This is a genomic window from Pleomorphomonas carboxyditropha, assembly GCF_002770725.1.
Classification (GTDB): Bacteria; Pseudomonadota; Alphaproteobacteria; order Rhizobiales; family Pleomorphomonadaceae; genus Pleomorphomonas; species Pleomorphomonas carboxyditropha.
In genome coordinates, this window is the sequence record NZ_NQVN01000007.1 from 1 (window position 1) to 12,546 (window position 12,546).

Below are 12,546 nucleotides of genomic sequence, written 5' to 3' on the forward strand. Positions count from 1 at the left end.
CCGGGGCGAGCCGATCGACGTCTACGGCGAAGGCCACATGCGGCGCGACTTCACCTATGTCGACGACCTCATCGAGGCGATCGTCCGGCTGGTGCCCGTCGCCCCGGGCGAGGACAACCGCGTCACCGTCGGGGGCGTCACCGACACGCTGTCGCGCCAGGCGCCGTTCCGTGTCGTCAACATCGGCGGCGGCCAGCCGGTCGGCCTCCTGGACTTCATCGCGGCGATCGAGGCGGCGCTCGGCAAGCCGGCGGTCCGCAACCTGTTGCCGATGCAGAAGGGCGACGTGCCGCAGACCTACGCCGCCCCCGACCTTCTCGAGGCGCTCACCGGCTATGTGCCCCAAACCGACGTGCCGACAGGCGTCAGAAACTTCGTCGAATGGTACAGGACCTGGAAGGGCTGAAAGGCAACGGGCAAGCGACCCGAAACGTGTAGCTTGCCCGTGAGTCGAGCCGCCAATTCAGCCGGTCTCCAGCCTACTCGGCCACGTCTCAGGCGCGCTGGTAGATATCCTCGATACGCTCGATATCGTCGTTGCCGAGATAGGCGCCGGACTGCACCTCGATCAGCTCCAGCGGGATCTTGCCCCGGTTGGACAGGCGATGGCGAGCACCGAGCGGCACGTAAGCCGACTGGTTGATGGTCAGGAGGCGCGGCGCCTCACCCTCGATCTCGATGGTCGCCGTGCCGTTGACCACCACCCAGTGCTCGGCCCGGTGCTGGTGGCGCTGCAGCGACAGCACGCCGCCCGGATCGACCACGATATGCTTGACGGCAAAGCGGGGCCCGGCGACCAGCGCCTCGATATAGCCCCAGGGGCGATAATCGCGGCGATGCAGCGTCGCCTCGTCGCGCCCGCCCGCCTTCAGCGCGTCGACCAGCCCCTTGACGGCCTGCGCCTGTTCGCGTGGCGCCACCATCACCGCATCCGGCGTCGCCACCACCAGCAACCCTTCGGCGCCGACCACGGTCGTCAGGATGCCCTGGCTGTGGACCAGGCAGTCGTGCGAGGCGAGCACCACGCCGTCGCCGTGAACGGCATTACCCTCGCCGTCGCGCTCGCTCACCTGCCAGATGGCGTCCCAGGCGCCGACGTCCGACCAGCGGAAGCGGCCCTTGACCACGGCGATCTCATCCGTCTTCTCGATCACCGCATAGTCGATCGACGTCTTGCGCGCCGTCGAGAAGGCGTCCGGATCGAGCCGGACAAAGCCGATGTCCTCCGAAGCCTTGTCGACGGCCTCCGAGGCGGCCGCCGCGATATCCGGCGCGTACTTGCCGAACTCGGCCAGCATATGGCTCGCCTTGAACAGGAAGTTGCCGGAATTCCACAGATAGCCCTGCCGGAGATAATCGAGGGCCGTCGTGGCGTCGGGCTTTTCGACGAAGGCGTCGACGAGGCAGAGATCGTCGTCGCCATCGAGCGCCGCGCCGGGACGAATATAGCCGTAGGCGGTCTTCGGCTCGGTCGGCACGAGGCCGAACACCACGATCTTGCCGGCTTCCGCCGCCGTCAGGCCGAGCCGGACGGCATCGCGGAATACCTCGTCGTCGAGCACCACATGGTCGGCGGCGAGCGCCAACACCGCGCTGCCCGGGCGCGTCTTTTCGACGAAGGCGGCGGCGGCGGCAACGGCGGCGGCGCTATCGCGGCGGGCCGGCTCCAGCACCACCGTTGCCTTGACGCCGACATCCGCCGCCTGGCGGCGGGCGAAGAAGCGGAAGGCGTCCGAGGTGATCACCACCGGGTCGTCGAACAGGGCGGGATCGGCGACGCGCCGCAACGTCTCCTGATAGGTCGACAGGTCGCCGGTCAGCGGCTGGAACTGCTTGGGAAAGGCGTCGCGCGACGCCGGCCACAGGCGGGTGCCGGAGCCGCCGGCCAGGATGACGGGAACGATCTTGGAGGATCCTTGGGACATCGGTTCTCTCAGGCGGCGAAATGGCGGTTGAGGGCGGCCAGCATATCGGCGAGCAGCGCATCGGTCTTCGCGGCGCTGTCGGTCTCGACATAGCAGCGCAGCTCCGGCGCGTTACCCGACTGCCGGAAGTGGACGATGTCGCCGCCCGGCAGCACCAGGCGAAGCCCGTCGGTGCGGTCGACGGCGACCGGCGCGGCAAGGCGCGGGTCGAGCGCGACGCGCGCCTCGCGCGAGCCGTCGACGGCGGCGATCAGCCTTGCCCCGTCGGCCGGCGCGATCTTTTTGAGCCGGTCGGCCTTCATGACGCGCGGCGGCAGATCCGCCACCAGCGCCGACAGCGGTCTCTTCGCCTCGGCCGAGGCCACGAGCACGGCAACCATCGGCAAGATGGCGTCGCGGGTCGGCAGGCGCGTCAGCGAGCCACCGGCAAGCGCGATGTCGCTTTCGGTCAGGAAGCCGCCGTTGGCTTCGAAGCCGACCACCGGCGCCGCCGTCGCCGCGGCCATGCCGGCCACCACGAAAGGCGAGCCGATGCGGGTGCGGACCACGGTCTCGAACCAGCCGGTCATCTCGATGGCCGAGGTCGAGGAGATCGGCGTCACCACCGTCCTGGCGCCGAGCCGGCGGGCGGTGAGGATGCCGAGCACGTCGCCGTTGATCTGGCGGCCGCCCTCGTCGATCACCAGGGGCCGGTCGCCGTCGCCGTCGGTGGAGACCACGGCGTCGAGCCGATGGGCGGCGATCTTGTCCTTGGCGCGCGACAGGTCGGCAGGATCGAGCGCCTCGGTATCGACGGCGATGAAGCGGTCGGACCGGCGGAACGGGAACACCTCGGCGCCAAGGCCTTCGAGAATGCGGGCCGTGAGATCGCGGCCGACGGCGGAATGCAGGTCGAGCCCGACCCGAAGCCCCTCGAGCGGCCGCCCGGCAAAGGCATCGGTGTAGCGGGCGACATAGGCTTCGGCGATGGCTGGATCGACCGGCGGCAGGCTGTCGTCGCCGGCGGAAAGAGTTCCGGCGAGCAGGGCTTCGGCACGTTCGCGCACCGGCGCCTCGTCTTCCTTCAGGAATTCGCCGTCGGGGCGATAGAACTTGATGCCGTTGTAGTCCTCGGGAATGTGGCTGCCGGTGACCATGACGGCCGGCGACCGACGGGCCAGGGCATAGGCTGCCAAGGCTGGCGTCGGCACGTTGCCGGCATAGACCGGCGTCCAGCCGGCGGCGGCAATGGCCGCGGCGGCGTAGCCGGCGATCTCCGGGCTGGATGCCCTGAGATCGGCGCCGAGGTAGACGGTCCGCGACGAAGCGCCGGAGCAAATGACCTCCAGAAAGGCGCGCACATAGGCGGCCGAGGTGGAGCTGGTGAAATCGATGGCCGGGCCACGAAGACCCGACGTTCCAAAACTGACGGACATGGCATCTCGCAATCAAGAGGGACGATGATCGGAGGAAATCGTTGGAATCTATCGAAGGAACGAAAAAACCTTGTACAGATCGTATGTAGTCTAGCGGACTAGTGGGTGCAATGCTGCTCAGCGCCTGCCGCCCCGCTCAGCCGATTGGGGAACGTAGGAGGAGATAGGCCGGTTCCGCGGTATCGACGCCGGCGATGACAAAGCCGGCGGAAAAAGCCGCCTCGATCTCCCCCCGCACCCTGAAGCGTTCGGCGCCCGCCGCGCCGGGGTCGGTCTTGAGCAGGCTTCCAAAATCGGCCGGCAGGGCGACCCGGCGGGCAATGGCGGCCTCCGCCGCCGTCAGCATGGCCTCTCCGGCCCGGCAGCGGACGTAACGATCGCCGTCCAGCCGCCAGTCGGCGAGAAGCCGGTCGGACGCGGTGCCGGCATTGATGCCGCCCATCTCGCCGTAATAGTCGCGGTGATAGGTGGCGGCCGTCGCGCCGAGACGACCGATGTTGAGGGCGGCGTTGGGCAGGCGCAGCGGATCGTAGGTCCATCGCACGTGCCGGATGCCGCGCTGCAGGCACCAGTCGGCCTGGTAGAGCTTCAGTTTCAGGCCGAGCCCTAGGCCGCGCGCTTCGGTGCGCACGGCGAGGCGATGCGAATGCTGCACGCCGGGCGTCGCCGTCGGGAAGGCGAACACGTAGCCGATCAGGCGGCCGTCGAGAAAGGCGCCGGCGGCCAGCCCGCCCTCGGCCTGGATCACCATCATCAGGTCGCCGGGATCGATCTTGTCGTCCGGGCCCCAGACATCGCGCTGCAGTTCCTCGGCGGCGTGGAACTCGGCCATGCCCGCAAGATCGCGGATGACCGGCTGCCCGGCGGCGGCGCTCATGCCGAAAAGCTCCGGACCGACCGGGTGACGTCGTCGAGCGCATCGCGATCGAGATGGACGCCGATGCCCGACCCGTCCGGCACCGGCATGCGGCCGTCCGTGGTTTCGAGTTTCTCGACGATGATGTCGCGGTGGAAGTAGCGGCTCGCCGACGAGGTGTCGCCCGGCTTCCGGAAGTTGGGCAGCGTCGACAGGTGAATGTTGTGGGCACGGCCGACGCCCGATTCCAGCATGCCGCCGCACCAGACGGGAACGTCGAAGGCGGCGGCGATATCGTGGACGCGGATCGCTTCGGCGATGCCGCCGACGCGGCCGACCTTGATATTGATGACGCGCGTCGCGTCGGCCTGCAGTGCCCGCCGGGCGTGGCCGGCGCTGCGGATGCTTTCGTCAAGGCAGACAGGGGTCCTGAGACGGCGTTGCAGCAAGGCATGATCGGCGATGTCGTCGTGGGCGAGCGGCTGCTCGACATATTCGAGATGGAAGTCGTCGAGCCGGCCGAGCACCGCCCAGTCGGACAGACGGTAGGCGCTGTTGGCGTCGACGGACAGCTTGATATCCGGGAAAGCCCGGCGCACCGCCTCCAGCAGCTCGATGTCGTGGCCCGGCATGATCTTCAGCTTGATGCGCTTGTAGCCTTGCGCCACGTGGCTCTCCACCCGGGCAAGCGTGCCGTCGATCGGGCCGATGCCGAGCGACACGCCGACATCCACCGCCTCGCCCGCCCCGCCGATCAGCCGGCCGAGCGGCAGGTCGAGCCACTTGGCCCAGAGATCCCAGAAGGCCATCTCGACGGTGGCGAGCGCCATGCGGTTGCCGCGCCAGGGGAACAGCAGCCTTTCGACCGCCGCCGGGTTGTCGAACGACCGGCCCATCATCGACGGCAGGATGGTCTCGCCGATCAGGTCCATGGCGCCGGCGATCGTCTCCTCGAGAAAATCGGGCAGCGGATCCATCACGCCCTCGGCGTAGCCCTCCAGCCCGCCCGCCGACAGCGTCACCAGCGGGAAGACGCGCTCGGTCATGGTACCGGTCGAGATGGTGAAGGGATTGATCAGCGGCAGCCGGACGAGCCTCAATTCGGCACGCTCGATCGGCGGAAGGGAACGGGTCATCGGCGGGATCTCCGGGAAATGCCGACGGACGGTAGGCTGCTGCAAGTTTCTTTGCAAGATTGACACTCGGCAATTTCCCTGTCAGCGTTCCGGCAGACTTCGAAGGGAGCTTGGCGTGCAGGAACGGCGCGGCGCAAAGCAAACGGCGGGACCGGGCGCCGACCTCCGACGCCGCATCGAGAACAGCCTTGCCGCCGCCACGCGGACGGAGGCGGCCATCGCCGGCTTCTTCCTGAGCGATCTATCCAGCCTGCCCTTCGAGACCGCCGGCTCGGTTGCCCGGCGCATCGGCGTGTCCGAAGCCTCGGTTGGCCGCTATTGCCGGGCCATCGGCTTTCGCCATTTCAAGGACCTCAAGGCATCGCTCCTCGGCGACAGCGCCTTCCTGATCGGCGACCGGCTGCGCGATTTCGCCGCACGCAGCCGGGCGGGAGAAAGCCAGGCCCTCGAAAAGGAAATCGCGGCCATCGTGGCCAATCACGAACTGGCGGCGACACCGGCTTTCCGTGCCGTGGCGGCGCGGCTCGCCAAGGCCGGCAAGGTGTTCGTCGCCGGCTTCCAGACGGAACGCGGCCATGCCCAGTATCTGGCCCACGGCCTTTCCTATCTGCGGCCGGGCGTCCATCTGATGGATGCCGCCGACGGCACGTTCGCCGATCTCCTGCTCGACGCGCCCGAGGAAACGGCGCTGGTGATCGTCGATGCCCGCCGCTATTCCCGCCTTGCCCGCCATCTCGGCATCGCCGCCCGCGCCGCCGGCGTGAAGGTGACGCTGATCACCGATCCCTATTGCGCCTGGGGCCGCGAAGCGGCGGACGAGGTGTTCGCCGTCCGCACCGATTTCGATCAGTTCTGGGATGCCACGTCGGCCATGGCGAGCCTGATCGGCCTCATCGTCAACGCGGTATTCGCCGAGCTGGGGCCGGAGGTGGAGGCGCGCCTCAGCGCGATGTCCGCTCTTTATAACGACTTCATCGGCCACACGGCGGCCGGCGGGCACGGCACCGATCGACCGGCGCGACGGCCGGCCACCGGCCGGCCCCGCCGCAAGGCCGACATCGGCCGAAAATAGACTGCCTCATCAGCCGGCCTTGAGCAGCAGTTCCGCGTCGCGGCATCCCTCGGCCCGGAACGGCTGCCGGCGCGTCGGCCCGAGGCCCAGCGCGGCGAGATCGGCGTCGAGACGGACGAGATCGGCATCGGCGAGCAGCCATGGATGCACGGTGGTGCGAACCTCGAAGGCGACGCCGCTGCCGGCCAGCGCGACAAGGCTTTCGCGTGCCCTGACGCCGCTTCCGGGAACGCCGGTGATGCGTTCATAGTCGGCAAACGGCGCCTTGACGTCGAAGCCGACCCAGTCGAGCTGCGACAAAAGACGCGCAAGACGATCGGGATAGGGACCGGCGGTGTGCAGGCCGACGCGGAAGCCGCGCGCCCTGACGGCGGCGATCGCGTCCGGCAGGGCCTTTTGCAGGGTCGGCTCGCCACCCGAGAACAATACGCCGTCCAGAAGTCCTCGCCGCCTGTCCAGCACGCTGAGAATCGTCGCGAACTCCGGCCCGCCGCCTCGGCCGGGCGGGATCAGGTCGGCGTTGTGGCAATAGCGGCAGGCGAGCGGGCAACCCTGGCAGAATACCGTTGCCGTGAGTTCGCCCGGCCAGTCGCAGGAGGACAGCGGCGTGAAGCCGCCGACCGCGATGTCAGCGCCGTTCATCGAGGTCGCGCCGCGCCGCCTCCAGGAAATAGGTGCGTTCGGCGAATTCGCTCTTCTTGCCCTTGTTGAAGGACGAGACGGGGCGGTGATAGCCCATCACCCGCGTCCAGATCTCGCAGCGCTGGCGCTCGTCATCGGCGAGCTGGAGGGCGGCGTCGGCTTCGAGGGTGGTCAGAGGCTTGTTCATGGCGGATCTCCTTGGATGAAAGGTCATTCGGCGGCGGCGCGTTTTTCGGCCAGCCGTTCGGCGTCGCAGATCGGGCAGAATTCGTGCTCGCCGGCGATGTAGCCGTGCTTGGGACAGATCGAGAAGGTCGGCGTCACGGTGATGTAGGGCAGCCGGAAATTCTCGAGCGCCCGCCGGACCAGCTTCTTGCAGGCCTCGGCCGACGACACCCGCTCGCCGAGATAAAGGTGCAGCACCGTGCCGCCGGTATAGCGGGTCTGAAGCGGCTCCTGGCGACGAAGCGCCTCGAAGGTGTCGTCGGTGAAGCCGACCGGGAGCTGGCTGGAATTGGTGTAGTAGGGCGCCTCCGGCGTGCCGGCCTGCAGGATGCCGGGAAAGCGCTTCCCGTCCTCCCGGGCGAAGCGATAGGTCGTTCCCTCCGCCGGCGTCGCTTCGAGATTGTAGAGATGCCCCGTCTCCTCCTGGAAGGCGACGATCCTCGCCCGCACGTGGTCGAGCAGACGGACGGCGAACGCCTCGCCCCACGCCGTCGTGATGTCCTCGGCGTCGCCGCTGAAGTTGCGGACCATCTCGTTGACGCCGTTGAGGCCAAGCGTCGAGAAGTGGTTGCGGAGCGTGCCGAGGTAGCGTTTCGTATAGGGGAACAGGCCCTGATCCATCAGCGACTGGATAACCTTGCGCTTGATCTCCAGGCTGGTGCGGCCGATCGCCAGGAGATCGTCGAGCCGCCTGAACAGTCCGGCCTCGTCGCCTTTGTGAAGGTAGCCGAGCCGCGCGCAGTTCACCGTGACGACGCCCACCGACCCCGTCTGCTCGGCCGAGCCGAACAGGCCGTTGCCGCGCTTCAAGAGTTCCCTGAGATCGAGTTGCAGCCGGCAGCACATGGAGCGCACCATGTTCGGCGTCAGCTCGGAATTGAGGAAATTCTGGAAATAGGGCAGCCCGTATTTGGCCGTCATCTCGAACAGCCGGCTGGCGTTGTCGCTGTCCCAGGGAAAATCGCCGGTGATGTTGTAGGTCGGGATCGGGAAGGTGAAGACGCGGCCCTTGGCATCGCCCGCCGTCATCACTTCCATGTAGGCTCGGTTGATGACGTCCATCTCGGCCTGCAGGTCGCCATAGCGGAAGTCCATCTCGATGCCGCCGATGACCGGCACCTGGTCCTTGAGGTCGTCCGGACACACCCAGTCGAAGGTGAGGTTGGTGAACGGCGTCTGGGTACCCCAGCGCGAGGGGACGTTGAGGTTATAGATCAGCTCCTGGATCGACTGCCGCACCTCCTCGTAGGTCAGCCGGTCCTTGCGGACGAAGGGCGCCATATAGGTGTCGAAGGACGAAAAGGCCTGGGCGCCGGCCCATTCGTTCTGCAAGGTGCCGAGGAAATTGACGATCTGGCCGACGGCGCTCGAAAGATGCTTCGGCGGCCCGGCTTCCACCTTGCCCGGCACGCCGTTGAGGCCTTCGGTGAGCAAGGTCCGGAGCGACCAGCCGGCGCAATAGCCCGAGAGCATGTCGAGGTCGTGAATGTGGATGTCACCGTCGCGGTGCGCACGGCCGACCTCCGGCGGATAGACGTGGCTGAGCCAGTAATTGGCGGTTACCTTGCCGGAGACGTTGAGGATCAGGCCGCCCAGCGAATAGCCCTGGTTGGCGTTGGCGTTGACCCGCCAGTCGGCGCGTTCGAGATATTCGTCGACCGACGCGACGACGTCGACGACGGTATTGGCGTCGCGGCGCAGCCGGGCCCGCTGCTCGCGATAGACGATATAGGCGCGCGCCGTGGCGAAATGGTTCGCGGAGATCAGTGCCTGCTCGACGACGTCCTGGATCTCCTCGATCGACGGCGTGCGGCCGGCAAAGCGATGGGCGAGCACCTTGACCGCCTGCATGGCGAGAAGCTGCGCCTCGCCGCCGGAAAATTCGCCGGTGGCGGCGCCGGCCCGTTCCACGGCCGATCGGATCTTGTCCGCATCGAACGGGACGAGCGCGCCCGAACGCTTGAGGACGCTGAGAGGGGGACTGGCTGGACTGACTTCCGACATCGTTCTTCTGCACCCGGATCAGGGCGGGGAACGACGGGAACGCGGCCGGCGATGGCGGAGACGCACTCCGGCCATGCGACGACGACGATCCACCGGTGCACCCCGCCCGAGGACATTTCTCATAGGCCGGGGCAGGTCTCCTGGCTCGCGGGTCTCGGCGGCCGATCCGTCTTCCCAGTGCGTCGCACCAGTGACATTCGTGGATCGGTCACTTCCCGCCTACAGTTGCGGGGGCAGCGCCGGTATTGGACCGGCTTCCCTCTTCGCTCCAGATGTTGTGGCATCCGGAGAACCTCGGCTCAACACATGGTATTCACCGCCAAGCGAGTCGGGTCAATCCAGCAGAGCGACCTTCAGTAGTTCCCCAGATACGGTTTGTGAACGGGCTGTGGATCACGTAGCATCCCGCGCAAGGAAAACCGCCCCGCCCGCCTGCCGCCGGAGCGGCCTGCGAGGTATGCTTTTCCCGCCATACGGGTTTTCGCAGCTTGCCATCGCATCCGGAAAACCTACGTCATGTCTTTGCAGGATGAATCATGCCGGCTGCGCGACGCCAACCTCCCGGACGGAAACTGCCGGCGATCTCCAACCCGAAGCACCAACGAAGAGGAACGATCTGATGACGACCCGCAACACGCTGAAGTCCAATGCCAAGAAGGTTTCGACCGAGGTTCTCGGCGCGCTTCTCGCCGACGGCATCGACCTGGCGCTGCTGACCAAGCAGGCGCACTGGAACCTGAAGGGCCCGCGCTTCATCGCCATCCACGAAATGCTCGACGGATTCCGCACGGAAATCGACGGGCATGTCGACACCATGGCCGAGCGCATCGTCCAGCTGGGCGGGATTGCCAACGGCACACTGCAGGGCGTCGCGGCGGCGAGCCGCCTGCCGGCTTATCCGGCCGACATCACCGCCGAGGACGATCACCTCAAGGCGCTGACCGAACGCTATACCAAGGCCGCCACGACGGTGCGTGACGGCATCGACCAGACGAGCGAAGCCGGCGATGCCGACACGGCCGACATCCTGACCGGCTATTCGCGCGCCCTCGACAAGGCGCTGTGGTTCCTCGAGGCCCACCTGCCGAACTGATCAGTCCGGCCGGAAAGCATCTCCCGCGCCCCCCGGGCGCGGGCAGCGCCGCTTTGACGTCGTCCCAAAAAGCAAAGCGCCCGACATCCTTGCGGATCGGGCGCTTGAGACCTGGGTGGATCGGCTGGCGGCCGTCCTTGTCAGAGGCCGGCAATCCGGCTGCCGCCGGTGGCGCGAACATACTGACGCTCGCGGAATTCCGAACCGAAGCCGCGCACATAGGTGGTATCCCGCTCGACGGCGCGGGAGTCGCGGTACGTCCTGTTGAGGGGAGCCTGGGCGAACATCTCGGTTTCCTTTCCTTGCGCCGAACAATCGCGTTCGACGCCCTCCATATAGGCTCTTGCCCGCATATACGAAAGTAGCATTCGCTGAAGGCCGGCCAAAGAAAATCTAAAGGCGGCGTTAGGTTCTCCTTTACCTTTCCCTAGAGCGGCGGACGCTCGGATATATCCGGGCTGCCGCTCCAGTCTTTTGTTTGCGCATCGGACCGAAAAGTGGTCCATTTTTCGGTCCGATGCTCTGGCCGGCCCAGCTCGTTACGCCTTGAGCGTGAAACGGATCGGCTCGAACCCCTCGATGGTCGCCACCGCCGTCTCGCCCGGCGCGATGTCATGGCCGCCGCCAAAGGCGCCGGTGGTCACCACCTCGCCCGCCCGCAGCGGACGGCCGGCAGCGGCGAGCGCGTTGGCGAGCCAGGTCAGCGGATGCGCCGGGGCGCCCGACGGGTGCCCGCCTTTCTGGTCGACCGCGACGCGGCCGCCGACTTCCAGCCGCACCGCCACGTCGGCATGGACGCGGGCGCGCCAGTCGGCGACCACCGGGCCGCGCACAAGACCCCAGTTGCCCATGAAGTCGGCGCGGCCCAGAAGCGGCGATGGCCGAGGCTCGGCGGCAAGGCAGCTCTCCAGAATCTCGAAAGCGGCGAAGGCGCCATCGATCGCCGCCGCCACGTCGTCGGCCGAATAAGCCGCGCCATCCGGTTTGCCGGGAAGATCGCGACCGAACACGAAAGCGATCTCAGCCTCGACCTTGAGCGGCGAGACCGAATAGGCAACCGCGGCGGGCGCCTCGAAAATGCGCTTGGCCAGGACGGCGCCCCAGGCGCCGGGGTTATCGCCGACCTGCAGCACCTTGTAGCCGCCGATCGAACCGAGCCGGGCGGCAACGGCGAGCTGGACCGCATCGGCCGCCGCGGCGTCGGGCGGAACGAGATCGCCGATCGCTTCCGAAGTGAGCTTTTTCCCCTTTTCACGGGCCTCGATCAGCAGATCGGCAAGACGGCTTGCGGCTCCGATTTCATGTGACACCTCAAAAATCTCCTTGTTTCGGCGAACGGCCACCCTTCCCGGGCGGGAGAGAGGCGGAACGTTGTGTTGCGTGGGCGCAAGACTTGTCAACTCGCTCGGGACGGCCTTGCGAAACCCGTCGCCCTCGTGCCGATCAGGCCGGTGGCTGGCGCGACATGCGAAGATCGAGCAGACCGCCGCCGAACAGGCGGTCGCGCGAATGCTCGAGATGCCCGCGCATCAGCTCGGACGCCTGCGCCCGGTCGCCGGCCGATATGGCGTCGAACAAACCGTTGTGCTCGGCCAGCGTTTCCTCGAGCCCGCCGCCGGCCATCAGCGACATGCCGTGCAGGCGCATGCCGACGTTGATGTGCTCGCGCAACGCCCGGAAAGTCGCCTCGAAATACTGGTTGTTGGAGGCCTGGGCGATCGCCAGGTGGAAGGCGAAATCGGCGTCCTCGCGGTGCTGGTGCGAGCCCGTCGCCGCCCGCATCAGCTCAAGCGCCTGCGCGATTCCCCGGAGCGCCGTTTCGTCGCGCCGGTCGGCGGCGAGCGCCGCCGCCTGGGTTTCGATCGTCAGGCGGAATTCGTAACAGCGCTGGATGTCGGCCAGCGTTTCGACGGGCGAAAAGCCGACCGGCGTCGAGGCGGTCGCCGTGCGCACATAGCTGCCGGCCCCTTGTCGCGAATGGATCAGCCCTTCCTCGCGCAGCCGCTCGAGCGCCATCCGCAGCACGGGGCGGGAAACGCCGAACTCCTGCGACAGCACCGTCTCCGGCGGCAGCTTCTCGTTCACCCGATACTCGCCGTTGGAGATCCGGCCGAACAGGGAATGATAGACGCTGTCCGACAGCGTCGTCCGGCGCCTGGCGTTCGGGTTCGTCACGGT

Annotated in this window: 13 protein-coding genes and 1 riboswitch; of the genes, 3 read left to right on the forward strand and 10 right to left on the reverse strand. The window is 67.4% G+C overall.

From position 1 onward, the window contains the following. On the forward strand, positions 1 to 406 hold a 406-nt coding region (locus CJ014_RS12150), incomplete at its 5' end, for an NAD-dependent epimerase/dehydratase family protein (RefSeq protein WP_118847921.1). Positions 407 to 494: 88 nt separating this feature from the next. On the opposite strand, the gene CJ014_RS12155 is transcribed toward CJ014_RS12150, so the two are convergent. The 4 genes from CJ014_RS12155 to menC all read right to left on the reverse strand — a co-directional run bounded on the left by CJ014_RS12155 (position 495) and on the right by menC (position 5,332). Then, the gene (locus CJ014_RS12155; protein ID WP_100080752.1) at positions 495 to 1,925 is read right to left on the reverse strand and encodes a mannose-1-phosphate guanylyltransferase/mannose-6-phosphate isomerase; all 1,431 of its coding nucleotides are present in this window, start codon (positions 1,923 to 1,925) and stop codon (positions 495 to 497) included. An 8-nt stretch (positions 1,926 to 1,933) separates the two neighbouring features. Next, entirely contained in the window at positions 1,934 to 3,340 is a 1,407-nt protein-coding gene (locus tag CJ014_RS12160) for a phosphohexomutase domain-containing protein (RefSeq protein WP_100080753.1), read from the reverse strand. A 136-nt stretch (positions 3,341 to 3,476) separates the two neighbouring features. Further along, positions 3,477 to 4,217, reverse strand: coding sequence for a GNAT family N-acetyltransferase (locus CJ014_RS12165; RefSeq protein WP_100080754.1), 741 nt, complete (start codon positions 4,215 to 4,217; stop codon positions 3,477 to 3,479). Then, a complete protein-coding gene (menC, locus tag CJ014_RS12170; protein ID WP_100080755.1) occupies positions 4,214 to 5,332 on the reverse strand; it encodes an o-succinylbenzoate synthase in 1,119 nt (372 codons plus the stop codon). The genes CJ014_RS12165 and menC overlap by 4 nt, the downstream gene beginning before the upstream one ends. A gap of 115 nt (positions 5,333 to 5,447) precedes the next feature. Here menC and CJ014_RS12175 point away from each other — a divergent pair, with 115 nt between their 5' ends. Beyond that, positions 5,448 to 6,404: a MurR/RpiR family transcriptional regulator gene (locus CJ014_RS12175; protein WP_207765732.1), complete on the forward strand. Its 957-nt coding sequence runs from the start codon at positions 5,448 to 5,450 to the stop codon at positions 6,402 to 6,404. A gap of 9 nt (positions 6,405 to 6,413) precedes the next feature. On the opposite strand, the gene CJ014_RS12180 is transcribed toward CJ014_RS12175, so the two are convergent. The 3 genes from CJ014_RS12180 to CJ014_RS12190 are packed head-to-tail and all read right to left on the reverse strand — an operon-like array spanning position 6,414 to position 9,275. Further along, positions 6,414 to 7,046 (reverse strand): anaerobic ribonucleoside-triphosphate reductase activating protein, encoded by a 633-nt coding sequence (locus tag CJ014_RS12180; RefSeq protein WP_100080756.1) that lies wholly within the window; start codon positions 7,044 to 7,046, stop codon positions 6,414 to 6,416. Beyond that, complete coding sequence (nrdD, locus tag CJ014_RS28300) at positions 7,033 to 7,233, reverse strand: anaerobic ribonucleoside-triphosphate reductase (protein WP_100080757.1); 201 nt, start codon at positions 7,231 to 7,233, stop codon at positions 7,033 to 7,035. The genes CJ014_RS12180 and nrdD overlap by 14 nt, the downstream gene beginning before the upstream one ends. A 23-nt stretch (positions 7,234 to 7,256) precedes the next feature. Next, positions 7,257 to 9,275, reverse strand: a complete 2,019-nt coding sequence (locus CJ014_RS12190) for a ribonucleoside triphosphate reductase (protein ID WP_100080758.1) — start codon at positions 9,273 to 9,275, stop codon at positions 7,257 to 7,259. Between the two features lie 113 nt (positions 9,276 to 9,388). After that, a riboswitch (cobalamin riboswitch) is annotated at positions 9,389 to 9,587 on the reverse strand. 217 nt (positions 9,588 to 9,804) lie between these two features. On the opposite strand from CJ014_RS12190, the gene dps reads away from it, so the two are divergent. Further along, the gene (gene dps, locus CJ014_RS12195; RefSeq protein ID WP_100080759.1) at positions 9,805 to 10,368 is read left to right on the forward strand and encodes a DNA starvation/stationary phase protection protein Dps; all 564 of its coding nucleotides are present in this window, start codon (positions 9,805 to 9,807) and stop codon (positions 10,366 to 10,368) included. A gap of 140 nt (positions 10,369 to 10,508) precedes the next feature. On the opposite strand, the gene CJ014_RS27850 is transcribed toward dps, so the two are convergent. From CJ014_RS27850 to CJ014_RS12210, 3 genes are all read right to left on the reverse strand, one after another. Further along, positions 10,509 to 10,655, reverse strand: coding sequence for a hypothetical protein (locus CJ014_RS27850; protein WP_165790827.1), 147 nt, complete (start codon positions 10,653 to 10,655; stop codon positions 10,509 to 10,511). A gap of 252 nt (positions 10,656 to 10,907) precedes the next feature. Beyond that, positions 10,908 to 11,678 carry a fumarylacetoacetate hydrolase family protein gene (locus CJ014_RS12205; RefSeq protein ID WP_165790828.1) on the reverse strand — a complete coding sequence of 257 codons (771 nt, stop codon included), beginning with the start codon at positions 11,676 to 11,678 and terminating at the stop codon, positions 10,908 to 10,910. Positions 11,679 to 11,811: 133 nt separating this feature from the next. Next, on the reverse strand, positions 11,812 to 12,543 hold the full coding sequence (locus CJ014_RS12210; RefSeq protein WP_100080762.1) for a FadR/GntR family transcriptional regulator: 732 nt from the start codon (positions 12,541 to 12,543) through the stop codon (positions 11,812 to 11,814). Between the last annotated feature and the right edge of the window lie 3 nt (positions 12,544 to 12,546).